At 55.4% G+C, this 23,163-nt stretch carries 21 protein-coding genes; 7 read left to right on the top strand and 14 right to left on the bottom strand.

The window, feature by feature from the left end; all coding sequences use genetic code 11:
• Positions 1–461: 461 nt before the first annotated feature.
• On the bottom strand, positions 462–1,340 hold the full coding sequence (gene yddG, locus ACQG03_RS11415) for an aromatic amino acid DMT transporter YddG (protein ID WP_063163018.1): 879 nt from the start codon (positions 1,338–1,340) through the stop codon (positions 462–464).
• A gap of 220 nt (positions 1,341–1,560) precedes the next feature.
• Here yddG and fdnG point away from each other — a divergent pair, with 220 nt between their 5' ends.
• The 3 genes from fdnG to fdnI are packed head-to-tail and all read left to right on the top strand — an operon-like array spanning position 1,561 to position 6,153.
• On the top strand, positions 1,561–4,608 hold the full coding sequence (gene fdnG / locus ACQG03_RS11410; protein WP_139153940.1) for a formate dehydrogenase-N subunit alpha: 3,048 nt from the start codon (positions 1,561–1,563) through the stop codon (positions 4,606–4,608).
• 11 nt (positions 4,609–4,619) lie between these two features.
• Positions 4,620–5,504, top strand: coding sequence for a formate dehydrogenase subunit beta (fdxH, locus tag ACQG03_RS11405; RefSeq protein ID WP_003857048.1), 885 nt, complete (start codon positions 4,620–4,622; stop codon positions 5,502–5,504).
• Entirely contained in the window at positions 5,497–6,153 is a 657-nt protein-coding gene (gene fdnI / locus ACQG03_RS11400) for a formate dehydrogenase-N subunit gamma (RefSeq protein WP_023300174.1), read from the top strand. The genes fdxH and fdnI overlap by 8 nt, the downstream gene beginning before the upstream one ends.
• 59 nt (positions 6,154–6,212) lie before the next feature.
• Here the strand turns inward: fdnI and ppk2 are convergent, their stop codons facing one another.
• Positions 6,213–7,031 (bottom strand): polyphosphate kinase 2, encoded by an 819-nt coding sequence (ppk2, locus tag ACQG03_RS11395; RefSeq protein ID WP_022648203.1) that lies wholly within the window; start codon positions 7,029–7,031, stop codon positions 6,213–6,215.
• A 161-nt stretch (positions 7,032–7,192) separates the two neighbouring features.
• On the opposite strand from ppk2, the gene araJ reads away from it, so the two are divergent.
• Positions 7,193–8,368, top strand: a complete 1,176-nt coding sequence (gene araJ / locus ACQG03_RS11390) for an MFS transporter AraJ (protein ID WP_023306256.1) — start codon at positions 7,193–7,195, stop codon at positions 8,366–8,368.
• A 39-nt stretch (positions 8,369–8,407) separates the two neighbouring features.
• On the opposite strand, the gene ACQG03_RS11385 is transcribed toward araJ, so the two are convergent.
• Complete coding sequence (locus ACQG03_RS11385) at positions 8,408–9,610, bottom strand: NAD(P)/FAD-dependent oxidoreductase (protein WP_063163020.1); 1,203 nt, start codon at positions 9,608–9,610, stop codon at positions 8,408–8,410.
• 130 nt (positions 9,611–9,740) lie between these two features.
• On the opposite strand from ACQG03_RS11385, the gene ACQG03_RS11380 reads away from it, so the two are divergent.
• Positions 9,741–10,250, top strand: a complete 510-nt coding sequence (locus tag ACQG03_RS11380) for an RrF2 family transcriptional regulator (protein WP_063163021.1) — start codon at positions 9,741–9,743, stop codon at positions 10,248–10,250.
• Positions 10,251–10,289: 39 nt separating this feature from the next.
• Here the strand turns inward: ACQG03_RS11380 and adhP are convergent, their stop codons facing one another.
• The 7 genes from adhP to ACQG03_RS11345 form a co-directional block, all read right to left on the bottom strand.
• Positions 10,290–11,300: an alcohol dehydrogenase AdhP gene (gene adhP / locus ACQG03_RS11375; protein ID WP_022648199.1), complete on the bottom strand. Its 1,011-nt coding sequence runs from the start codon at positions 11,298–11,300 to the stop codon at positions 10,290–10,292.
• A gap of 205 nt (positions 11,301–11,505) precedes the next feature.
• Positions 11,506–13,215, bottom strand: a complete 1,710-nt coding sequence (locus ACQG03_RS11370; RefSeq protein WP_063163022.1) for an ABC-F family ATP-binding cassette domain-containing protein — start codon at positions 13,213–13,215, stop codon at positions 11,506–11,508.
• A 706-nt stretch (positions 13,216–13,921) separates the two neighbouring features.
• Positions 13,922–15,619: an NAD-dependent malic enzyme gene (locus tag ACQG03_RS11365; protein WP_022648194.1), complete on the bottom strand. Its 1,698-nt coding sequence runs from the start codon at positions 15,617–15,619 to the stop codon at positions 13,922–13,924.
• Between the two features lie 176 nt (positions 15,620–15,795).
• Entirely contained in the window at positions 15,796–15,933 is a 138-nt protein-coding gene (sra, locus tag ACQG03_RS11360; protein ID WP_023300167.1) for a stationary-phase-induced ribosome-associated protein, read from the bottom strand.
• Between the two features lie 95 nt (positions 15,934–16,028).
• Positions 16,029–16,244 (bottom strand): biofilm-dependent modulation protein, encoded by a 216-nt coding sequence (bdm, locus tag ACQG03_RS11355; RefSeq protein ID WP_022648192.1) that lies wholly within the window; start codon positions 16,242–16,244, stop codon positions 16,029–16,031.
• Between the two features lie 141 nt (positions 16,245–16,385).
• Positions 16,386–16,907 carry a VOC family protein gene (locus tag ACQG03_RS11350; RefSeq protein WP_426726126.1) on the bottom strand — a complete coding sequence of 174 codons (522 nt, stop codon included), beginning with the start codon at positions 16,905–16,907 and terminating at the stop codon, positions 16,386–16,388.
• Positions 16,908–16,958: 51 nt separating this feature from the next.
• Positions 16,959–17,810, bottom strand: a complete 852-nt coding sequence (locus ACQG03_RS11345; RefSeq protein WP_063163113.1) for a Vmh family MBL fold metallo-hydrolase — start codon at positions 17,808–17,810, stop codon at positions 16,959–16,961.
• Between the two features lie 111 nt (positions 17,811–17,921).
• Between ACQG03_RS11345 and ACQG03_RS11340 the strand changes: the two genes are divergently transcribed.
• Together ACQG03_RS11340 and ACQG03_RS11335 are read left to right on the top strand one after the other, a co-directional pair.
• Positions 17,922–18,809, top strand: coding sequence for a LysR family transcriptional regulator (locus ACQG03_RS11340; protein ID WP_074148348.1), 888 nt, complete (start codon positions 17,922–17,924; stop codon positions 18,807–18,809).
• 69 nt (positions 18,810–18,878) lie between these two features.
• Entirely contained in the window at positions 18,879–19,307 is a 429-nt protein-coding gene (locus tag ACQG03_RS11335) for an OsmC family protein (protein WP_003857069.1), read from the top strand.
• Positions 19,308–19,337: 30 nt separating this feature from the next.
• Here the strand turns inward: ACQG03_RS11335 and ACQG03_RS11330 are convergent, their stop codons facing one another.
• The 4 genes from ACQG03_RS11330 to ACQG03_RS11315 are packed head-to-tail and all read right to left on the bottom strand — an operon-like array spanning position 19,338 to position 23,155.
• Positions 19,338–20,264, bottom strand: a complete 927-nt coding sequence (locus ACQG03_RS11330) for an oligopeptide/dipeptide ABC transporter ATP-binding protein (protein ID WP_063163025.1) — start codon at positions 20,262–20,264, stop codon at positions 19,338–19,340.
• A complete protein-coding gene (locus ACQG03_RS11325) occupies positions 20,257–21,243 on the bottom strand; it encodes an ABC transporter ATP-binding protein (protein ID WP_063137770.1) in 987 nt (328 codons plus the stop codon). The genes ACQG03_RS11330 and ACQG03_RS11325 overlap by 8 nt, the downstream gene beginning before the upstream one ends.
• Positions 21,240–22,136, bottom strand: a complete 897-nt coding sequence (gene ddpC / locus ACQG03_RS11320; RefSeq protein ID WP_022648185.1) for a D,D-dipeptide ABC transporter permease — start codon at positions 22,134–22,136, stop codon at positions 21,240–21,242. The genes ACQG03_RS11325 and ddpC overlap by 4 nt, the downstream gene beginning before the upstream one ends.
• The gene (locus tag ACQG03_RS11315) at positions 22,133–23,155 is read right to left on the bottom strand and encodes an ABC transporter permease (RefSeq protein ID WP_003857077.1); all 1,023 of its coding nucleotides are present in this window, start codon (positions 23,153–23,155) and stop codon (positions 22,133–22,135) included. Before ACQG03_RS11315 ends, ddpC begins: the two co-directional genes overlap by 4 nt.
• Positions 23,156–23,163 lie beyond the last annotated feature (8 nt).

The raw sequence follows: 23,163 nt of genomic DNA, 5'->3' as shown, positions 1-23,163 counted from the left end.
CCGATAAATTTCCCTTAAATCGCTCAATAAGGTTAATTTATATACATAAATTGATTATTAACAAAACACGATAATAAGGCTGGAAATAGTTGCCATGCGTTTTTGTTTTTAGAGAGAGATAAAAGGGCTTGGCAGATAATGTCAAGGAATGGGGCGCGTTATTGACTTTTAAAACAGTGGTTTGTGGATTTATCCGGAAGCCAGCAACTGCTTTTTAAAAGAAACATCCAGAAATAAACTATTGCACTATGTGCTATATAGCGCGGGAATATTGGGGTTGAATTAATTACCTTCGTTGTCAGTTTGTGTCAATTTCCACAACGGATCTGACTTTCTGTGAGTACTCTATACAGAAATAGAAATACATACGAATGTTATAAATAATATTCTTTATTGTGATCACATATTAAAATAATGTTAATTTTTACCGGGCATGATTCGTGCCCGGTAAAATTAAAATGCTATTTGCGGGTGGCATACCAGCAAAGTAATGATCCGGCGCAAACCATTAATGCCCCTTGCCAGAATGAGAATGAAAGCGGAGAGCTCAGCATAATAGCCGCCAGCGCGGCAGAGAGTACCGGGGTGAAGTAGGAGACGGCCGCAAGCACCGTGACGTTACCGTGGAGGATCCCAATGTTCCAGGCGGCGTAGCCAAAGCCAAGGGCAACACCACACATCAACAGCTTCACGACTACCGGCACGCTGAATACCATTTCGGGCTGATCGCTGACGGCATATTTGACCCACAGGCTCAGGGCGGTCAGCAGGACGAAAAGAGTAATGCCATTTTGCCCTCTGGCATACCTGCTGGTGACGGTGCAGTAGGCGGCCCAGATAAAGGCACCGGCAAATGCCAGCCCGTAGCTCAGCGGGCTGGAAACGATGTTTTGCATGATGCCGTGAACGTGCAGCCCGTTTTCGCCGCCTAAGACCCAGCCCACGCCCAACAGGGAGATCGCTAAGCCGGGGATCACCCACAGGGTGGATTTTTGTCCGTTGAACAAAATGGCGAACACAATCGTCAGGCTTGGCCAGAGATAATTGACCATGCCCACCTCAATTGCCTGCGAGCGCGTCGCGGCAAAGCCAAGCGACAGGGCAAGGCACATTTCATAGCTGACAAACAGGACGCTGCCCGCAATGAGATAGCCTTTCGAAAACCGTTTAATATCAGGGAAACCTACCGTCGCCAGACACAATAATCCGCTGACGGTGTAGATCATTGCTGCGCCCCCCACCGGGCCAAGTCCCTCACTGACGCTGCGGATGAGACCCACCATGGTACTCCACAGCAGTATGGCCACCAGGCCAATCAGCGTTGCTCTTTTTCTGTCCATTACCCTGCCAGTCTCATAAAAATCAAAGGGTAAACTTATAGCATCTAACCCATTCACCAGGCGAATTTTCTGTTTCGCGGTTAACCCGAAAGGAGTAATAAATCATACCGGCGGTGACTATTAAGGGGGCGAAGTTCGGCGACCTTGATTTGACGCAAAAAAAACAGGGGCTTTGCTGTTAGTTTGCGGCGCGAAGTCTTATCAGATAACGAGGACAGCAATGGACGTCAGCCGCAGACAATTTTTTAAAATCTGCGCGGGCGGTATGGCCGGAACAACAGCCGCAATGCTGGGATTCGCTCCCAAAATGGCGCTGGCTCAGGCACGCAACTATAAACTGCTGCGCGCGAAAGAGATCCGTAACACCTGCACATACTGCTCCGTGGGTTGTGGGCTATTAATGTATAGCCTGGGTGATGGCGCGAAGAACGCCAAAGAAGCGATTTATCATATTGAAGGGGACCCGGACCATCCGGTGAGCCGCGGGGCGCTTTGCCCGAAAGGGGCGGGGCTGCTGGACTACGTCCACAGTGAAAACCGTCTGCGCTATCCGGAATATCGTGCGCCGGGCTCTGATAAATGGCAGCGCATCTCCTGGGACGAGGCCTTCTCACGTATTGCAAAACTGATGAAAGCGGATCGCGACGCCAACTTTATTGAAAAGAACGAGCAGGGCGTTATGGTAAACCGCTGGACCTCCACCGGGATGCTGTGTGCATCTGCGGCAAGTAATGAGACCGGCATGCTGACGCAAAAATTTGTGCGCTCCCTCGGCATGCTGGCGGTTGATAACCAGGCGCGCGTCTGACACGGACCAACGGTAGCAAGTCTTGCTCCAACATTTGGTCGCGGTGCGATGACCAACCACTGGGTTGATATCAAAAACGCAAACGTCGTGGTGGTGATGGGCGGTAACGCCGCTGAAGCCCATCCGGTGGGATTCCGCTGGGCGATGGAAGCGAAAAACAACAACGATGCGACGCTGATTGTCGTCGATCCACGCTTTACGCGTACGGCATCGGTGGCTGATATTTATGCGCCGATCCGCTCCGGTACGGATATTACGTTCCTTTCCGGCGTGCTGTTGTACCTGATCGAAAACAATAAGATTAACGCGGAATACGTTAAGCATTACACCAATGCCGGCCTGCTGGTGCGTGAAGATTTCGCCTTCGAAGATGGCCTGTTCAGCGGCTATGACGCAGAGAAACGTCAGTACGATAAATCGTCCTGGAACTATCAGTTCGACGAAAACGGCTACGCGAAACGCGATGAGACCCTGACCGATCCGCGCTGCGTGTGGAACTTGCTGAAACAGCATGTTTCCCGTTATACGCCAGACGTGGTGGAAAACATCTGCGGTACGCCGAAAGCAGACTTCCTGAAAGTATGTGAAGTGCTGGCCTCCACCAGTGCCGCCGACAGAACAACCACCTTCCTGTACGCGCTGGGCTGGACGCAGCATACCGTGGGCGCGCAGAACATCCGTACCATGGCGATGATCCAGCTGCTGCTCGGCAACATGGGGATGGCCGGTGGTGGTGTGAACGCCCTGCGCGGACACTCCAACATTCAGGGCTTAACCGATCTCGGCCTGCTGTCGACTAGCCTGCCGGGTTACCTGACCCTGCCGTCGGAGAAGCAGACCGACTGGCAAAGCTGGCTTGACGCCAACACGCCAAAAGCGACGCGTCCGGACCAGGTGAACTACTGGAGTAACTATCCGAAGTTTGCCGTCAGTCTGATGAAATCGTTCTACGGCGATGCGGCGCAGAAAGAGAATGACTGGGGCTTTGAGTGGTTGCCGAAATGGGATCAGGCTTACGATGTCATCAAGTATTTCAACATGATGGATAAGGGCGACGTCACGGGGTATATCTGCCAGGGCTTTAACCCGGTGGCGTCATTCCCGGATAAAAACAAAGTCGTTCGCAGCCTGAGCAAGCTGAAGTACATGGTGGTTATCGATCCGCTGGTCACCGAAACGTCTACGTTCTGGCAGAACCACGGCGAGTCTAACGATGTCGATCCGGCATCCATTCAGACCGAGGTGTTCCGACTGCCATCGACCTGCTTTGCGGAAGAGGACGGTTCTATTGCCAACTCTGGCCGCTGGCTACAGTGGCACTGGAAAGGTCAGGATGCGCCGGGTGAAGCGCGTAATGACGGCGAAATTCTGGCCGGTATTTACCATCGTCTGCGCGAGATGTACCGCACCGAAGGCGGCAAAGGCGCAGAGCCGCTGCTGAAGATGAGCTGGAACTACAAGCAGCCGGATCATCCTGAGTCCGAAGAGGTGGCAAAAGAGAACAACGGCGTGGCGCTGGCCGACCTGTACGATGCCAACGGCAATCTGGTGGCGAAGAAAGGCCAGTTGCTCAATAGCTTCGCGCTGTTGCGTGACGACGGCACCACGGCCTCGTCCTGCTGGATCTACACCGGTAGCTGGACGGAGCAGGGTAACCAGATGGCCAACCGTGATAACGCCGATCCGTCAGGCCTGGGCAACACGCTGGGCTGGGCATGGGCGTGGCCGTTGAACCGCCGCGTACTGTACAACCGTGCCTCCGCAGACGTGAACGGTAAGCCGTGGGATCCGAAGCGCATGCTGATCGAGTGGAACGGCACGAAGTGGACGGGAAACGATATCCCGGACTTCAGCACCGCCGCGCCGGGCAGCAACACCGGGCCGTTTATCATGCAGCCGGAAGGGCTGGGACGTCTGTTTGCCATCGACAAGCTGGCGGAAGGGCCGTTCCCGGAACATTACGAGCCGATGGAAACGCCGCTCGGCACTAACCCGCTGCACCCGAACGTGGTCTCCAGCCCGGTAGTGCGTATCTATGAAGATGACGTGATGCGTTTAGGTAAAAAGGACAAGTTCCCGTATGTCGGAACTACCTACCGCCTGACTGAGCATTTCCATACCTGGACCAAACATGCGCGGCTTAACGCCATCGCGCAGCCGGAACAGTTTGTGGAGATAAGCGAAACGCTGGCGAAGGCGAAAGGCATTGCCAATGGCGATCGCGTGACGGTGAGCAGCAAACGCGGCTTTATACGCGCGGTAGCGGTGGTCACCCGTCGTCTGCAAAGTCTGAACGTACACGGCCAGCAGGTAGAAACCGTCGGCATCCCGCTGCACTGGGGCTTTGAAGGGGTGGCGCAGAAAGGTTACATCGCCAATACCCTGACGCCAAACGTCGGCGATTCCAACTCGCAAACGCCGGAGTATAAAGCGTTTCTGGTCAACATCGAGAAAGCGTAAGGAGCGATTAAATGGCGATGGAAACACAAGACATTATTAAACGCTCCGCGACCAACCCGATAACGCCCGCGCCTCGCGCGCGGGACTACAAGGCAGAAGTCGCCAAGCTGATCGATGTCTCCTCCTGCGTGGGCTGTAAGGCCTGCCAGGTGGCCTGCTCGGAGTGGAACGATATCCGCGACGAGGTGGGGCACTGCGTTGGCGTTTACGATAACCCGGCTGATCTGAGCGCCAAGTCCTGGACGGTGATGCGCTTTAGCGAAACCGACCAGAACGGCAAGCTGGAGTGGCTAATCCGTAAAGACGGCTGTATGCACTGTGAAGATCCGGGCTGCCTGAAGGCATGCCCGTCTGCGGGTGCAATTATTCAGTACGCCAACGGGATCGTCGACTTCCAGCAGGATAACTGTATCGGCTGCGGCTACTGCATCGCAGGCTGTCCGTTTAATATCCCGCGCCTCAATAAAGAAGATAACCGGGTCTATAAATGCACGCTGTGTGTCGATCGCGTCAGCGTCGGACAGGAGCCTGCCTGCGTGAAGACCTGTCCTACCGGGGCTATCCACTTCGGCACCAAAAAAGAGATGCTGGAAGTGGCGCAGCAGCGGGTGGATAAGCTCAAAGCGCGCGGCTATGACAAGGCCGGGATTTATAACCCGCAGGGCGTGGGCGGTACGCACGTCATGTATGTTCTGCACCACAATGACCAGCCGGAGCTGTATCACAATCTGCCGAAGGATCCGGCGATCGATACCTCAATCAACCTCTGGAAAGGGGCGCTTAAGCCGCTCTCAGCGGCGGGCTTTATCGCCACCTTTGCCGGGCTGATTTATCACTACATCGGTATCGGGCCGAATAAAGAGGTGGATGACGACGAGGAGGAGCATCATGAGTAAGTCGAAAATGATAGTGCGCACAAAATTTGTCGATCGCGCCTGTCACTGGACGGTGGTCATCTGCTTCTTCCTGGTGGCGGTATCCGGCATTTCGTTCTTCTTCCCGACGCTACAGTGGCTAACGGAAACCTTCGGGACACCGCAGATGGGGCGCATTCTGCATCCGTTCTTCGGCGTACTGATTTTCGTGGTGCTGATGTTTATGTTTGTACGTTTCGTTCATCACAACATCCCTGACAAGCAGGATATTCCGTGGCTAAAAGGGATTGTTGAGGTTCTGAAAGGCAACGAGCATAAAGTCGCGAAGGTGGGCAAATATAACGCCGGGCAGAAGATGATGTTCTGGACCATCATGAGCATGATTTTTGTGCTGCTGGTGACCGGGGTGATCATCTGGCGTCCGTATTTTGCGCACTATTTCCCGATTCAGGTGGTGCGTTATGCGCTGCTGATCCACGCGACCTCGGCCATTATTCTGATCCACGCCATTCTGATCCATATGTATATGGCATTCTGGGTGAAAGGATCGATTAAAGGCATGATTGAAGGGAAGGTGAGCCGCCGCTGGGCGCAGAAGCACCATCCGCGCTGGTACCGCGACATTGAGCGTCTTGAAGCGCAAAAAGAGAGTTCGGAAGGGTTGAAGTAAACCTTGCGCCGTCGGCATTGTCCGGCGGCGCTGCGCTTGCGCTGGTCTGCTTCCCTGTATCAAAACCGCTCTGCAATATACCGGAAGGGATATTTTGTTGGCTTCACTTTGCCGATCTTGCGTTTCGGTAAATCCACCTTGTCAACGTGAATTTCTTTATAGGGGATCTGTGAAAGCAGATGCGAAATAATATTCAACCGAACCCGTTTTTTATCTTCTGAGCGCGCCACAAACCACGGCGCCCAGGCGGTGTCGGTTGCTTTAAACATCGCATCACGTGCGAGGGTATATTCATCCCACAGATTGAAAGATTTTATGTCCATTGGAGACAGCTTCCAGATCTTGCGACCATCATTAATGCGATCGCGCAGGCGGCGCTCCTGCTCTTTTGGCGTTACTTCAAGCCAGTATTTCAACAATATGATCCCGGCATCGACCATCGCTTTTTCCATCACCGGCGTTCCATCAAGAAATTTGTCGGCCTGCTCTTCGGTACAGAAACCCATTACTCTTTCCACGCCTGCGCGGTTGTACCAGCTCCGGTCAAAAATGACGATTTCACCGGCAGAGGGCAGATGGGGAACGTAACGCTGAAAATAGAGCTGACTTTTCTCTTTATCGGTGGGGGCCGGTAACGCAACAACGCGAAACACCCGGGGGCTGACGCGTTCGGTGATGGCTTTGATGGCGCCGCCTTTACCCGCGCCGTCTCGCCCTTCAAAAACAATACAGACCTTTAACCCTTTGGCGACCACCCATTGCTGGAGCTTAACCAGTTCAACATGGAGGCGGCGAAGCTCTTGCTCGTACGCTTTGGTTTTGAGCGGCGCGTTTTTAACGACATCATCAACAACACGGGTTTTCTTCTTACTGACCATGGCGGGTCTCCCTATGGGTCCGGTCGCGGGATCGAGGCCGTACTAAGCGTGTAATCGGCCTGAATGAATGGATTAATGTGTCAGAAAGCTGATTTGAACTGGTTCACCATACAAGTTTAATCAATAATGCACGCTGCGTATTTTTTAACAGTGGTCGCGGTATGAAAAAAACAATTTTTTCGTTAGCACTGGCTACCTTTGGCCTGGGGATGGCTGAATTTGGCATCATGGGCGTGCTGACAGAACTGGCTCATGATACGGGCATTTCGATTCCCTCCGCCGGAAATATGATTTCGTTTTACGCTTTTGGCGTAGTGATCGGCGCGCCGATTGTGGCGCTGTTCTCCAGTAAATTTTCGCTGAAAACAACGCTGCTGTTTCTGGTGGCGATGTGCGTCGTCGGTAACGCGCTCTTTACCTTCTCTGACACCTACATAGGGCTTGCGGCGGGGCGCTTAATCTCTGGTTTCCCGCATGGCGCGATTTTCGGTGTGGGGGCGATAATCCTGTCAAAAATTGCGCCACCGGGTAAGGTGACGGTTGCTGTAGCAGGGATGATTGCCGGGATGACCGTTGCCAATTTGCTTGGCGTCCCGCTCGGGACCTGGCTGGGACATGAATTTAACTGGCGTTACACCTTCTTTTTGATTGCCGTCTTTGATGCGCTGGTGATCCTCTCTGTTCTGCTGTGGGTGCCAGACATTCACGACACGACAACCACCCGGCTGACAGAACAATTCCACTTCCTGAAAAAACCGGAACCGTGGCTAATTTTTGCCGCAACGATGTTTGGCAATGCCGGGGTGTTTGCCTGGTTTAGCTTCGTGAAGCCGTTTATGGTCAACGTGTCAGGCTTTTCCGAGGGCGTCATGACCGCGATCATGATGCTGATGGGGTTGGGCATGGTGCTGGGTAATGTCTTCAGCGGCAAGCTGTCGTCGCGCTTTAGCCCGCTGCGCATTGCTGCCACCACCGACATGGTGATTGTGGCTTCGCTGCTGTTACTGTTCGCGTTTGGCGAGCTTAAAACAGCTTCACTGGTAATGGGGTTCGTCTGCTGCGCCGGGCTGTTTGCGCTCTCTGCGCCGCTGCAAATACTGCTGCTGCAAAATGCGAAAGGCGGCGAGATGCTGGGGGCCGCAGGCGGGCAAATGGCGTTTAACCTCGGCAGCGCAATAGGCGCGTATTTCGGTGGAATGATGATTACGCTCGGCTTTAGCTGGAGCTATGTCACGCTTCCGGCAGCGATCTTATCCTTCTCAGCAATGACCTCTCTGTTGATGTACGGTTTTTTATGTGCCAAAAAGCGTCAGGCCAACGCAGGAGCGCTGGCCTGATTTCACGCTTTGCCCGCTGGTCGCGGGCACAGGAGGGGACTACACGAATTTCGCCAGCGGGTCTGCGGCGGCAAATGCGACAGCTTTGTCTGCTGCTGGCGGGTAAATCAGTTCGTTGGTGATGGCGACTTTGATCTTTTTGCCTTCCTCGCGCACGGATTTAACACGCTGTTCCCAGCCCTCGGTGTACACCGCGCCCCAGCCACCCAGATCCAGACAGGTGACGTAATTCACCTGACGGTAAGGGTACGGCTCCAGATTTAACAGGCTGGCAGCTGCGTTATGTCCGGCGAATTTCCCCAGCTGGATCGCGTGCTGGCAGGTCATCAGTGCCGTGTTGCCCGCATCGTCCGTTTTGGCGTGCGCCATATCACCCGTCGCGTAAACCTCCGGATGCGCAGGGACCTGCAACGTGTCGGTGACGATAAGGCGTCCCTGAGTGTCGCGTTCCCCGTCAATTTGCAGGCTGAGGGGGTTAGCTTCTACCCCTGCCGTCCACACTACAGTCGCGCTGGCAATGCGCTCTCCGTTTTTCAGCGTCACGCCGCTGGCATCAATAGCTTCAATTTCACTGTTTAAACGCCATTCAACGTCCAGCGCGTTGCTTGCTTCTTCAATGGTGTTACGCAGCGCTTCGCTGTAACGCCCGCCAATGGTTGGACCTCTTTCAACTACGATCACTTTAGTCTTTGTATCGGTGCCGAAGCGGGTGCGAAGACGAGCAGGGAGTTCCGTTGCCAGCTCAATGCCGGTAAAACCGCCGCCACACACGACCACGGTATTGCGTTCTGGGGTGGAGGGGCGCGAAACCAGCGAATCAAGATGTTGCTCGAACAGCCTGGCGGAGTCGAGTTGGTCGATATCAAATGCGTATTCAGTCAGACCGGCAATCGGCGGACGTTTAGTCTGGCTACCGGTTGCGAGGATCAGACGTTCCCAGTTGACTTCGGCAATGGCGCCGTTTGAATCGCGATACAAAACGGTTTTAGATGAGGTATCAATACGTTGTGCTTCGCCCGAAATAAAGGCAATACCCAGCTCAGCAAACAGTTCGGTCAGTGGCGCGACCATCGTCGACACGTTCTCTTCATAAAAACGTGGACGAACGCGCAGTTCCGGCACCGGGGCCAGCACGGCAATGCTGAGGCTATTATTACCTTCCAGAGCAGAAAGACGCGCGGCGCTGACCGCAGCCCACATACCGGAAAACCCACTACCCACAATTAAAATCTGCTTTTTCATACTCGATCCTTTTGTTCGTCAGGCTGTGTGTCTGACATAACTGCCACTATACTTGTCGGAGTTAACTACGACAACTTCTTTCTGAGTTAAAATTCGTTATAATGCAGCGAACAATAACCCGGAGTGAGCCATGGCGTTTTACAGTTCTGGTGTGGAATATGGCATTCATAGCCTGATGTGTATGGTGGATGCAAAAGGCAATGAGCGTGAGATGAGCGTCCGGGAGATGGCGGCCTTGCAGGGCGTACCGTACGACTATCTTGGGAAGATTTTCACTCGTTTGTCACGCGCGGGGCTGGTTATCAGCACCGAAGGCAAGGGGGGAGGATTCCGGCTGGCGCGTCCGGCAGAGCTGATCAGCGTGCTGGACGTGACGCACGCCATCGACGGCGATAAGAATATGTTCGAATGTCGGGAAGTGCGTCAGCGCCTGGCGGTATTTGATGAAACGCCACCGGCCTGGGTCTGTGACGGACCGTGCGGGGTGCGATCGGTTATGGACAGCGCGCAGCAGCGGATGGAAGAGGAGTTAGGACGCCATACCATCCTGGATCTGGCGCGGAAGATGTATCGAAAAGCGCCGGACACGTTCCAGATCGAGGTTCAGGAGTGGATTTCCGATCGCCGTTCGTCTACGTGACAGGCCGGGCAGGGCAAACCCGCTACCCGGCCACCGCGGTTAAGAACGTAAATCAATCACCATACGGCCACGGATCTGGCCCTGTTCCATCTCTTTAAAGATGGCGTTGATATCTTCCAGTGGGCGCAGCGTGACTTTCGGAACCACCTTACCTTCAGCCGCAAACTGGAAGGCTTCGAGCAGATCCTGACGAGTACCCACCAGAGAGCCCACCACCTGAATCCCATCCAGGACCAGACGTGGAATATCCAGGCTCATCGCTTCCGGCGGCAGGCCAACAGCCACCACGCGGCCTCCGGCGCGAACCGCGTCAACGGCAGAGTTGAAGGCCGCTTTCGCTACCGCCGTCACCACTGCCGCATGTGCGCCGCCGGTTTTCTCCTGAATCACTTTTGCCGCATCTTCACTGCGGGAGTTCACGGTTAAGTCTGCGCCCATGCTGGCAGCGAGCTTCAACTGCTCGTCATTCACGTCAATGGCGATAACTTTCGCATTAAAGACATTTTTGGCGTATTGCAGTGCGAGGTTGCCCAGACCGCCAAGGCCATAGATCGCAATCCACTGGCCGGGTTTGATCTCAGAGACTTTTACCGCTTTGTAGGTGGTGACCCCAGCGCAGGTGATGCTGCTGGCCGCCGCAGAGTCCAGCCCCTCCGGGACTTTAACCGCGTAATCCGCGGTCACGATGCACTCTTCCGCCATGCCGCCGTCGACGGAGTAACCCGCGTTTTTTACGTCACGGCACAGAGTTTCGTTGCCGGTATTACAATATTCACAGTGGCCACAGCCTTCGAAGAACCACGCCACGCTTGCACGATCGCCAACTTTCAGTGACGTGACGCCCGGACCAATCTCTTTGACAATACCAATCCCTTCATGGCCGAGGATCACCCCGGTCTTGTCGCCAAAATCGCCATTTTTAACATGGAGATCGGTATGGCAAACGCCACAGCACTCCATCTTCAGCAGCGCTTCACCATGTTTGAGCGCGCGTAAGGTTTTCTCTGTAACGTTAACCTGATGATCCTGAGTGACAACAGCAGCCTTCATGTGTTTCTCCTTTTACTAATGAGTATCTGCATAGCAGGTGTAATACCCATTAAGGATTAATACTTTGGCGCTGTAATGCAAGGCAACCGTAACATAATGTCATCAATTTATTCAGTTTCAGATTAAGAATACGGTGATCCTCTAATAATCAGTACGGGAAAACGCTAACGTAAAAAACCCGGCGTAACGACCGCCGGGTACAGATTTATAGTTGGGCTTCTATCTCCTCAATCTCTCTTCGCCATTGCGCCTGCAACTGCGGTTTTTGGTGTTTTGGCTTGCGCGCCAAATCCTCTTCCAGCAGCATTTCCAGGGCAACCAGGCGTTCGAGCAGATCGTCAGACGCTGAAGGTGGTGCCTTCGATGCAGTCTTCGACGCCTCAGGCACCACCGGACCGGTGCCCGCACGCAGGCGCTCAAACACCGCCTCCGCATCGTGCCATTCGCTAAGCCTGCCGTCCTCAATAAGCCAGTAGCGGTTACAACTCTGGCTAATTAACTGACGATCGTGGCTCACCAGCAGCACTCCGCCTTCAAACTGTTGCAGTGTTTCCGCCAGCGCCTCTTTGCCTTCCATGTCCAGGTGGTTGGTTGGCTCATCCAGCATCAGAAGGCTATAGCGAGCAAGCGTCAGGCCGATGAACAGCAGGCGCGAACGTTCCCCACCGCTCAGCGTACTGACTTTTTGTCCGTGACGCGCCCACGGGAACCCGGCACTGATGAGGGCCATTTTACGGGTCTGCGGATCTGGCGCGAAAGGCTCCAGCGCGTCAAAGATTGTTGCCTCCTCCGAAAGCTGATTCAGCGTCTGATCGTAATAGCCTGGCGACACGCGAGGATGAAGTTTCAGGCCAGCCTCTGAAGGTTCACCTGAGAAATGCCGCCAGATAAGCTTCATCAGTGATGATTTGCCGCAGCCATTACGCCCGACGATAGCCACGCGATCGCCACTTCTAAGCCGCGCAATGTCGACGTGAAACAGCTCAGACAGGCCAGGCTCAGGCGCTACGCTTAGGTTTTCCATCTCCAGTAGCCGGTCTGCCCGCAGTGCGTCACCGCGCAGGGTTAATGTCCACGGACTGCCTGCGGTGAGCTCTGTCTGACTCTCCTTAAGCCGTTCGACCTGCTTTTCCATCTGTTTGGCTTTGCGGGCCAGATCTTCGTTATCGTAGACCTTGCCCCAGGTGGCCAGCCGTCTGGCACTGGCGGTTACGCGGTCAATCTCCTTTTGCTCCGCCTTATGCCGCAGCGCATCACTTTCGTCTTTGGCTACCAGCGCCTGACGCGCGGCGGTGCAGGGAAGGGCGAAGTAGTGCAACATCTTATCGCGCAGGATCCAGCTGCCGTTGGTGACGGCATCCAATAGTTGCCTGTCGTGTGAGACCAGCACAAAGCTGCCGGACCAGTTCTGTAAAAACTGTTCCAGCCAGAGCAGGGTCGGCAAATCGAGGTGGTTACTCGGTTCGTCCAGCAGTAACAGATCTGGATCGCCGATCAGCGCCCGCGCCAGCAGGAGACGCGTGTGCTGCCCGCCGCTCAGCGTTGCCGACGTTAAGGCCATGTCCTGTGGTGTAAAACCCATACCCGCCAGCAGCGTTTCAGCTTTCCAGTGCAGACTCTCGCGTTCAGTCGCGGGCAGTTGCGCCAGCACGGCATCCAGCATGGTCAGGGGATAAATGGCTTCTGGCAGGTGCTGCTCAACGCGCGCCATCAGACAGTATCCGGCCAATGCGACGGTTCCGGCAGCAGGGGAGTCTGTGCCGTCCAACACCTTCAGCAACGTACTTTTGCCGCAGCCGTTGTCGCCCAGCAGGCCAATGCGGTCGCCTTTTTTCAGCGTAAAGGAGAGGGAGTCGAACAGCGTGCCAAACGCCGTATCAACACGTAAAGATTGTGCAGTGAGTAAAGTGCTCATTGTTGCTTACCCAAGAGTTACAGGCATGTTTATGCCTCGTCAAACATCGCTGACGATAACTCAGTAAGCCCGAGAGAAGGGATTTCAGGGGTTGGTGTCTTCGCTCAAGCGGAAGTTATCGCAGCACGATACCGATAACGCTTGAGCTGGTGCGATCACCAAATGTATGTGAAACATTGAAAATTTCACAGTACAGCATAATTGGCCTCCTTATATATTCAGTAGGTTAATGGATGAAGGGAGTGTAGCGGGGGAAAATGGGTTTGGCTAGTGGAAGAAGGGCATGATGTCTCACCCTCTTCCAAAGGACTGAGGGATCCCCACAAATAAATATGGGTAGAGAACATCCCCTCGCCCCTCAGGGGAGAGGGCCAGGGTGAGGGGAACATACGGCTGTGGTGGTCATTCCGTTCACTTTACGTTCCTTGCTACTCTGTTATGACATGACCGGTGAACGTGCCAGGGTGGCTCAGTCGCCACCACCCTGGCAACCCGGGCTTCCGGTGGAAAATCGCCGCTTCGCGGTCCCTTCGGCTTATTCCTTCCGGCTTATCGGGGACGGGAGGAAACGCCTCAGCGATTTACAGCCGGACCAGGGCCTCGCTGAAAGCCTTCGGTTATTCCGAAGGCAAGGTTATCGCTTCTGCTTTCAAATTACTGAGATCCCTCAGCCCCGGAGGGGCGAGGGAACGGTCAGCACCCGGATTTAAATCGAAGTACGACGATAGCTACGGTATTCCGGCATCCAGAAGTTATCATCAATCGCCTGCTGCAACGCATCGGCAGAGGTTTTCACCGCGACGCCTTGCTGCTGCGCCATTTTGCCTACCGCGAAGGCAATTGCGCGGGACACTTTGTGAATGTCTTTCAGCTCCGGCAGTACCAGGCCTTCACCGTTATTCACCAGCGGAGAGTGACCTGCCAGCGTTTCGCTCGCGGACATCAGCATTTCGTCGGTGATGCGGGACGCGCCGGAGGCGATAACTCCCAGACCAATACCCGGGAAGATATAGGAGTTATTGCACTGCGCGATGGGGTAGAGTTTGTCCTTCCACACAACCGGATCAAACGGACTGCCGGTTGCGACCAGTGCCTTACCTTCGGTCCATGCGATGATGTCCTGCGGCGTTGCCTCCACGCGTGAAGTCGGGTTAGACAGCGGCATCACGATAGGGCGTTCACAGTGCTTGTGCATCTCGCGAATAATCTCCTCCGTGAAGAGGCCGGTCTGCCCGGACACGCCGATCAGAATGTCCGGCTTCACGTTGCGCACCACGTCAAGAAGCGAGAGCACTTCGTTATCCGTATCCCAGTTTTTCAGGTTTTCGCGCTTCTGCACCAGTTTGGTCTGGAACGGGAGCAGGTTTGGCATGCCGTCGGTCAGCAGGCCAAAACGGTCCACCATAAAGACGCGGGAGCGGGCCAGCTCTTCGCTTAAGCCTTCGCGCTGGGTCTGGGCAATAATTTGCTCGGCGATGCCGCAGCCCGCGGAGCCTGCACCCAGGAAGACAATTTTCTGATAGCTGAGCTGGCTGCCTGCCGCACGGCTCGCAGCAATCAGCGTACCGACGGTCACTGCCGCAGTGCCCTGAATGTCATCGTTGAACGAGCAGATCTCATCGCGGTAGCGGTTCAGCAGCGGCATGGCGTTTTTCTGTGCGAAGTCTTCGAACTGCAACAGCACGTCAGGCCAGCGGTGCTTCACGGCCTGGATGAAATCATCCACAAACTGATAGTACTCGTCGTCGGTAATGCGCGGGTGACGCCAGCCCATGTACAGCGGATCGTTCAACAGTTGCTGGTTATTGGTCCCCACGTCAAGTACCACCGGCAGGGTGTAGGCCGGGCTGATCCCGCCGCAGGCGGTATACAGCGAGAGCTTACCGATGGGGATCCCCATCCCGCCAATGCCCTGGTCACCGAGGCCCAGAATACGTTCGCCATCGGTCACCACGATCACCTTGATGTTGTGGTTAGGCACGTTTTGCAGAATGTCATCCATGTTGTGACGGTTCTGATAAGAGATGAACACACCGCGGGAACGACGGTAGATCTCTGAGAAGCGTTCACACGCCGCGCCGACGGTGGGGGTGTAAATGACGGGCATCATCTCTTCAAGATGGTTCTGCACGAGGCGGTAGAAGAGGGTTTCGTTGGTGTCCTGAATATTACGCAGGTAGATGTGTTTATCGATTTCGGTTTTAAAGCCCTGATACTGGATCCAGGCACGTTCTGCCTGTTCTTCAATGGTTTCAACCACTTCAGGCAGCAGGCCCAGCAGGTTAAAGCTGCTGCGCTCTTCCATGCTAAAGGCGCTGCCTTTGTTCAGAAGGGGGAACTCCAGTAAAACCGGACCGGCGTAAGGAATATAAAGGGAACGATGTTTTTTCAGTTTGTTGTCCATGTCACTCACTCTTTTTAAGAAGATCCGTCCCTGACACTGCTGTTTGTCATCTTTCTGGCCTGTGCTACGGGGTGCGGTCGGTTGGTATTATAAAGGAGCTGAATATTAATTACCGCAACACATAAACAAAAACACCATCGGGATTACCGATGGTGTTGTGAATTTCGTGCCGGAACTTACTTGCCGGAAGGGCGTTTCCTGCCGGTGGCGTGGGTAACTTGCGTTTCGCTACCCTCCTCAATAACCACTTTACGCTGGTTAGAAAGCTTGTAGTTCAGTCCCAGAATATGGCGTGCCTGACGGTTCGATTTCATGTTAACTCCTCAATCCTGTTGATAGTTTTAAGGACAAGCTTGCTTACGCAAACGAAATGTAACCCCTTAGGTTGCAGATCCAGCTTAGCAGGTTTTTACAGAGGTGCGTTTCGCCCACTAACCACATAGTTGATGGTTTGCTGGTAGATGTCACTGAGGATGTCATTGTCCGTGGCTTCCACCCACTTGGTCAGTTCCATCAAAATGTCATCTTCAGTAACAACACCGTGCTCGGCGTGAAGACCTTGTGCGATCGCGTTAACAAGTTCCGGTTGTGCTGCTGTGGTATGTGCCGGGTAATAAGTAAACATGCTGCCTCCGTGTCGTTGTCTGTTTAATGTTACGGCGTGCAAAATCGTAATTCACATTCAGATTGGCAAATATTTTTGCCGTTGTGGTTCAGATTCGTCCTGGAATTAAAAATAACATCTCCCGTAGCACAGAAATAAAACTCAGGGTTTCCAGCGGCGTAAATCCGTGGTTTTTTCATAAGGCATGGGCGTCGGCCAGGAGATCAATTCCACAATGCTGCCCCAGGGGGTTTGACCATAGCAGAAAGCATTGCCTTCACCTTGCTCATCCGGAAAGCTAAGCGGCTTCGGCGCGGTGAACATCTCGCCGCCGGCGGCGGTGAAAGCCGCGATGGCACTATCAAAATCATCAACATAAACAGCAAAATGCTGAAGTCCAAAGTCGCTGGCGCGAGCGGGCATTCCCTGTTCAGGGCCATGCATTTCGAAAAGTTCTATGCCGGGTCCGTGCGGCATAACAAGCATGCGAATGGCATGAATTTTAGTGCCGGGAAATAATTTTAAGGTTTGCTGCTGGGCGGGCTGATCGATATTATCGGTTTCTGCATCGACAGAATGATATAAAACCTGTGCGCCGAAAGCGCGTTCAAAAAATAGGGTGGCTTTTTCAATGTCGGGCACCGTAATACCGATATGGTCAATACCCCTTACTGATGATGTCATAGTAAACTCCTGCTATAAAAAATTTAAATATAGCAGGAGATAATCAGCTTATTACCACTTCATTTCGCCGGTATTCACTTTGGCACTCAGTTCCAGCGAACTGGCTTCCGCCAGGTTCGGCCACTGTTTTTTCATCGCGATGATGACGTCGGTAGACGCTTTATGTGTCGTGAGGGCCTGTTCAAACTGCTGTAGATAGCGACGGGTAAAGTCGATAGCGCCGGTACCCGCTGGCGGTGTCCCAAGGTAGTGGCCCGGAATAACGCGTTCGGGCTTAAGGGCAGCCATGCTATCCAGCGTCTGCTGCCACTGTTTACGGCTTTCCGGCGTTTGGGTATCCGCCGTCCAGACGTGAATGCCCCATGAGACGCCCGTGCCGCCGAGGATGGTTTTGGCGGATGGGATCCAGACGTACGCCGCATAGCTTTCAGGCTCTTCAATGCTTACTCTCTCACCGTCAATCATAAAGGTGGTTGAGGCAAGCACTTGCGGCACGTAGAGCTGCGTCGGCGCGCCATCTTTCATCTGTGGCCCCCAGAAGGCGAGCTTCGCGTCTTTTGTGGCCCTGATATGGTCCACCACCTGTTGCGTGGCGACAACTTTGGCATTAGGAAAGGCTTTCATCAGCGGTTGCAGGCCGAAATAGAAATCCGGATCGCCGGAAGTAATCACGATTTTGTTCAGCGTTTTACCGCTGTGGCGAATTTTTTCGACCAGCGCTTCGCCATCTTTTACGCTGAACTGGGCGTCAAACAGTACCGCCTCTTTCGGACCAGATACCAGCGTGGAAGAAACGGCAAAAATGCCTTTTTCCTGCGGGTTATACGTATCAACGGTCAACGGCGCGGCAAAGACGGCCGGAGTGAAAAGGGTTGTCAACAAAGCAAGGCGGGCGATAGTCATGGTCATATCTCTGTTCTTCAGGAAAGTCTCTATTGTACGGATCTCTGCATTTGCCAGAATTCCTGAAACAGGAGATGCTTAGTTTCATAGATCGAGCAAATGGAGGTCAAAATGGATCGCGTTATTGCCGCCCAGGTGTACAACCGCATCTGTGAGCTGGGGAGTTTAAGCGCGGCGGCTCGGGCGCTGGGGATCTCCCGTCCGATGGTGAGCCGTTATCTGGAGCAGATGGAGAAGTGGGCTGGGGCGCGGCTGGTTAACCGCTCCACCCGCAAGCTGACGCTGACGGCAGCGGGGGAGAAGGTCCTGCAAAAGACGCGCACGCTATCGCAAATTTCTCAGGAAATTGAAGATCAGTCAGTGAAGGATTTACCCTCAGGCACGCTTCGCGTCGCCTGCGCGCATTTTACCGCGATGCAGATTATCGCTCCGGTGCTGCCCGAACTGTTGCAGCGTTACCCTCAACTGCGCATTGAGCTGGATGTTAACAACCATCCGGTGAGCCTGGTGGGCGAGCGAATTGACGTGGCGATCCGCATCACCGATAACCCCGAACCGGGTATGATCGCTCGCCGATTGGGAGAGTGTCGGTCCGTGCTTTGCGCCTCGCCGCACTACCTTGCAAGCCGGAGCGTTCCAGAGGAGCTGGAAGACTTAGCCCGGCACAACTGCCTGCATTACAGCTTTTTTGCCGGTCAGTCGTGGCGTTTTTTAACGCCGGCAGGGGAGCCGGTCACGACGGCGGTCAGCGGCAATCTCAGCGCCAGCATCTCATCTCTGCTGATGGAGGCGGCGATAAATCACTGTGGTATTGCCATGCTGCCCGAGCGCGAGGCCGACGCGGCGCTACGGCAGGGAAGCCTGTTGCCGGTGCTCAGCGCCTATACGCCAAAACCGATCGGCATTTTTGGTATTTATCAGTCGCGAGACTATCAGCCTGCGGCGCAGCGTGTGTTCCTCGACGCGCTGGCAAACCACCTTGCCACGCGATCGGACTAGTCTGTCTTCCCTGCAAAATAGATTATGCGTCCTATACTTATCCCTTTGTAAGCCAAAAGGAGAGCAAGAATGACGATTCATAAGCACGGTTCAGCACACTGGTCTGGCGACATCAAGCGCGGCAAAGGGACGGTATCGACCGAAAGTGGCGTCCTTAACCAGCAACCTTACGGCTTTAACACCCGCTTCGAGGGCGAGAAAGGGACTAACCCGGAAGAGCTGATTGGCGCAGCGCACGCGGCCTGTTTCTCTATGGCCCTGTCGCTAATGCTGGGCGAAGCGGGTTATACCGCCGATTCCATCGATACCACGGCGGATGTCTCGCTGGATAAAACCGACAGCGGTTTTGCCATCAGCAAAGTCGCGCTGCAAAGCAAGGTGACGGTACCGGGTATCGATCCGCAGCAGTTCGACGGCATTATCCAGAAAGCCAAGGCCGGTTGCCCGGTCTCGCAGCTGTTGAAAGCGGAAATCACGCTGGATTACAAACTGAACTGATATCGGGCCGGGCGCATGCCCGGCTCATTTTTAACGGTTACGCCAGCAGCGCACGCTTCGGCTTGCGGAAGAGGGCTGGAGTTGTTGCGGCTGTTCACATCCCTGCGTCGCCAGCGAACAGCGGTCGCGGAAATAGCACCCAACGGGCAGGTGGCGATTACCGGGAAGATCGGTTTTTCGCAACGCAAGATCCTCATCCAGCGGTTCTCCGGTCCGGGGAACGGAGTCAAGCAGCAGCTGCGTATACGGATGGCGCGGCTGACCCAGCACCTGGTCCGTCGGCCCCAGTTCCACGATTTGCCCCAGATACATTACCGCCACCCGGTCGCTCATGTGCCGGACCACCGAGACGTTGTGCGAGATCAGCACGTAGGTCAGATTTCGCTGCTGTTGCAGGGCAACCAGCAAATTGAGGATCTGTGCCTGGACGGAAATATCCAGCGCGCTGGTGGGTTCATCCAGCACGATGATGTCCGGATCCGAAGAGAGCGCCCGGGCAATAGCGATGCGCTGGCGCTGTCCGCCCGAAAACGCATGCGGCAGGCGTTCAAGATATTCCGCTCGAATCCCAACCTGCTGCGCCAGCGTTTCAGCCAACTGACGACGCTCCCGTTCGCTGCGACGTTGCTGTATCCACACCGGCTCGGTGATGGTGCGCCAGACGGGTAAACGCGGATCGAGGGACGAGAGCGGGTCCTGAAATACCATCTGCATACCACCCGCTGCATTCGCGCGCTGACAGGCCCCGGTACTCGGTTTGAGCATGCCCATCAGCAGCTGCGCCAGCGTGCTCTTTCCACAGCCGGATTCCCCCACAACGCCCAGCGTTTCGCCGCGATGGATCCGGAGATCCATGCCGTTAAGGGCGTGTACCTGTTCCGTCACGCGCCCCAGCCAGTTTTTGCGCGCAGGAAAATTCACATGCACGCTATCCAGTTCCAGCAGTACCTCAGACATGGCGTCTCTCCTGTTGTGGGTACCAGCAGGCAGCCTGCTGGCCTTCTGCGCCCGTGGAAATTAAGCGCGGCGTTTCGCTGCATTTCGCCCCGGCAGCAAAACAGCGTTCGCGAAAAGCACATCCGCGCGGGAGGTGGCTGAGGTTAGGTACCGTGCCGGGAATGGCCGGGAGGATCTCGCGCGGTTCACCATTTTCCGGGGCACACCGCAGCAGGCCAATCGAATAGGGGTGCACAGGATGGTGGATCAAGGTCTGCGTGCTGCCGCTTTCGATCACGCTGCCCGCGTACATAACGTACATCCGGTCACAAAGCTGCGACACCACCGCCATATCGTGACTGATAAACAGCACCGACGTTCCGCTGGCGCGCGCTTTATGTTTCAGCAGACGCAGCACCTGAAGCTGGACGGTCACATCCAGCGCGGTAGTGGGTTCATCAGCGATGATCAGCTCCGGCTCGCAGGAGAAGGCAAGGGCGATCATGACCCGCTGGCGCATACCGCCGGAAAGCTCAAACGGATAGCGATCCATTACCTGCGCCGCATCCGGGATTTGCATCTCGCCCAGCAGGGAGATCGCCTTCTGCTGCGCGTCGCGGCGGGAAAGCGACTGATGCTGGCGGATCACCTCCACCATCTGCCTGCCAATCCGGCGCGTGGGGTTAAGCGCCGTCATCGGCTCCTGAAAAATCATCGCCACCCTGGCGCCGCGCCACTGACGAAGCTGTTTTTCCGACGCGTTCAGCACATCTTCCCCGAGCAGCGTGACCCGGCCATGGTGAACATGGTAACTGCCTTCCGGCAGCAGGCGCATCGCCAGCATCGCGGTGACCGATTTTCCCGAGCCGGATTCGCCCACCACGCCGACAATTTCACCCCGGCCAATCTCCAGCGAGACGTGGTTGAGCGCGTGGACGTCACCGCGAAAAATGGGGAAACTCAGGTGCAAATCTTCAATCGATAATACGGAATCACTCATGACTGCTTCCCTCCTGATTTGGGATCCAGCAGGTCGCGAAGACCATCGCCAAACAGATTAAAGCCAACCGCCGTGATCAGAATTGCCGCCCCCGGAAACGCGCAGTACCACCACTGGTCAAGCACGTAGTTACGCCCCACGGCCACCATTGCCCCCCATTCGGCGGTCGGCTGCTGCGCGCCTAATCCAATAAAGCCCAGCGTGGCGGCCATCAGAATGGCGCTGCCGATATCCAGCGACGCTTGTACGATCAGCGGCGGCAGGGCGTTACGCAGGATATGCCAGCTGATCAGGTGCCAGCGCGATGCGCCAAAGGTGCGGGCGGCCAGCACGTAGGTGAACTGGCGCACCACCAGCGTTTGCCCGCGTGCCAGCCGCACGTAAAACGGAATGCGTACAATCGCAATCGCCAGCATCGCGTTAAACAGGCTTGGGCCGAGCGCGGCGGCCAGGGCCATCGTCAGCACCAGCGAGGGGATGGAGAGCATAATGTCCATGATGCGCATAATGATGGCGTCGCCGCGCCCGCCAAGTACGCCGGACAAACAGCCGAGCAGCGAACCGATGCCGCCCGCAATCACCACCACCGCCAGCCCCGCTGTGATGGACTGCTGGCTGCCCACCAGCACGCGGCTGAACAGATCCCGGCCCACCTCATCGGTGCCGAACCAGTGCTGGGCTGACGGTGCCTGCAAGCGCGCGGTCAGATCCAGCGCGTTCGGATCGTGCGGGACTATCCACGGCGAGACCACCATCATCAGCAGCATCACGATCATAATGACCCCGCCGATCAGCGTGAGCGGGCTTTTGCGTAACATCCAGAACAGCTTTGCCCAGTTGATGCGCTGTTTAGCGGTGCTGACAGGGACGGGCGTTTCCTGAGTTAACATCATTCGGCACCTCCGCGCCCGATTCGCGGGTCGATCCACAGATACAGCAGATCCACCACCAGATTAACGAAGACATAGGCCAGCGATACCACGACCGCGAAGCCCATGACGGCAGGGAAATCCAGCGCCTGAATGGAGGTCACCACCCAGGCTCCCATTCCCGGCCAGGCAAACACGGTTTCGGTAAGGACGGCCCCGTACAGCAGATCGCCCAGCGCCAGCCCGAGCACGGTAATGGAGGGGATCATGGCGTTGGGTAAGGCGTAGCGCAGGACGATGTACCAGCCCGGCAACCCGCTCGCGCGGGCGGTACGAATATAATCCTCGCTCAGTTGCTCCAGCATCGCGGAACGTACCTGACGCGCCACAATACCCAGATGCACAAAGGCCAGGGTCAGGGAGGGTAAAATCAGGTGCTGCAGGGCATTGAAAAACACCTCGCCGTTGCCTTCCAGCAGAGCGTCCAGCAGATAAAAACCGGTAACGTGGGCGGGCGGATCGAGCCAGTCGTCCAGCCTGCCGCCGCCGGGCAGAATTTGCAGTTGCCCGTAGAACAGAACGATAACTCCCAGTCCCAGCCAGAAGGCAGGCGTCGAGATGCCCGTCATCGCCATCAGTCGCACCAGGTGATCCAGCCAGCGGTTACGGTACACCGCCGATAAAATGCCCAGCGGCACGCCAATCACCAGCGCCAGCAGCAGGGAGCAAAAGGCAAGCTCCAGCGTGGCGGGGAAAAAAGCTTTCAAATCTTCCGCAACGGGGCGACCGGTGCGAATAGAGGTGCCCAGATCGCCATGTGCCAGCGCCTCAACGTAGCGGCCAAACTGAATATAGAGTGGTTGATCCAGCCCCAGCTGCTGGCGGATGCCCTGCACGATTTCATCGCTGGCGCGATCACCGGCCAGCAGGCGGGCCGGATCGCCGGGGATCAGGTGTGAAATAATAAAAGTAATAATACAGACACCGGCCACCACCAGGATTAACCCCCAGCAGCGCTGGCGCACAATGCTCCAGAACGTCATACACTTCC

The sequence above is a fragment of the Enterobacter cloacae complex sp. 342H5 genome (assembly GCF_050030905.1).
Lineage (GTDB): Bacteria > Pseudomonadota > Gammaproteobacteria > Enterobacterales > Enterobacteriaceae > Enterobacter > Enterobacter intestinihominis.
This window is presented reverse-complemented; position numbering and strand designations above follow the sequence as displayed.

What these genes read in the sequence shown, in the direction of transcription:
- ddpC (WP_022648185.1), bottom strand. Translation starts at nt 22,136, where the DNA reads ATGATGTTAACTCAGGAAACGCCCGTCCCTGTCAGCACCGCTAAACAG.
- adhP (WP_022648199.1), bottom strand. Translation starts at nt 11,300, where the DNA reads ATGAAGGCTGCTGTTGTCACTCAGGATCATCAGGTTAACGTTACAGAG.
- ACQG03_RS11330 (WP_063163025.1), bottom strand. Translation starts at nt 20,264, where the DNA reads ATGTCTGAGGTACTGCTGGAACTGGATAGCGTGCATGTGAATTTTCCT.
- fdxH (WP_003857048.1), top strand. Translation starts at nt 4,620, where the DNA reads ATGGCGATGGAAACACAAGACATTATTAAACGCTCCGCGACCAACCCG.
- ACQG03_RS11345 (WP_063163113.1), bottom strand. Translation starts at nt 17,810, where the DNA reads ATGACTATCGCCCGCCTTGCTTTGTTGACAACCCTTTTCACTCCGGCC.
- ACQG03_RS11325 (WP_063137770.1), bottom strand. Translation starts at nt 21,243, where the DNA reads ATGAGTGATTCCGTATTATCGATTGAAGATTTGCACCTGAGTTTCCCC.
- ACQG03_RS11370 (WP_063163022.1), bottom strand. Translation starts at nt 13,215, where the DNA reads ATGAGCACTTTACTCACTGCACAATCTTTACGTGTTGATACGGCGTTT.
- sra (WP_023300167.1), bottom strand. Translation starts at nt 15,933, where the DNA reads ATGAAATCGAACCGTCAGGCACGCCATATTCTGGGACTGAACTACAAG.
- ACQG03_RS11385 (WP_063163020.1), bottom strand. Translation starts at nt 9,610, where the DNA reads ATGAAAAAGCAGATTTTAATTGTGGGTAGTGGGTTTTCCGGTATGTGG.
- araJ (WP_023306256.1), top strand. Translation starts at nt 7,193, where the DNA reads ATGAAAAAAACAATTTTTTCGTTAGCACTGGCTACCTTTGGCCTGGGG.
- ACQG03_RS11340 (WP_074148348.1), top strand. Translation starts at nt 17,922, where the DNA reads ATGGATCGCGTTATTGCCGCCCAGGTGTACAACCGCATCTGTGAGCTG.
- ACQG03_RS11380 (WP_063163021.1), top strand. Translation starts at nt 9,741, where the DNA reads ATGGCGTTTTACAGTTCTGGTGTGGAATATGGCATTCATAGCCTGATG.
- ACQG03_RS11335 (WP_003857069.1), top strand. Translation starts at nt 18,879, where the DNA reads ATGACGATTCATAAGCACGGTTCAGCACACTGGTCTGGCGACATCAAG.
- bdm (WP_022648192.1), bottom strand. Translation starts at nt 16,244, where the DNA reads ATGTTTACTTATTACCCGGCACATACCACAGCAGCACAACCGGAACTT.
- yddG (WP_063163018.1), bottom strand. Translation starts at nt 1,340, where the DNA reads ATGGACAGAAAAAGAGCAACGCTGATTGGCCTGGTGGCCATACTGCTG.
- fdnI (WP_023300174.1), top strand. Translation starts at nt 5,497, where the DNA reads ATGAGTAAGTCGAAAATGATAGTGCGCACAAAATTTGTCGATCGCGCC.
- ppk2 (WP_022648203.1), bottom strand. Translation starts at nt 7,031, where the DNA reads ATGGTCAGTAAGAAGAAAACCCGTGTTGTTGATGATGTCGTTAAAAAC.
- ACQG03_RS11315 (WP_003857077.1), bottom strand. Translation starts at nt 23,155, where the DNA reads ATGACGTTCTGGAGCATTGTGCGCCAGCGCTGCTGGGGGTTAATCCTG.
- ACQG03_RS11350 (WP_426726126.1), bottom strand. Translation starts at nt 16,907, where the DNA reads ATGACATCATCAGTAAGGGGTATTGACCATATCGGTATTACGGTGCCC.
- ACQG03_RS11365 (WP_022648194.1), bottom strand. Translation starts at nt 15,619, where the DNA reads ATGGACAACAAACTGAAAAAACATCGTTCCCTTTATATTCCTTACGCC.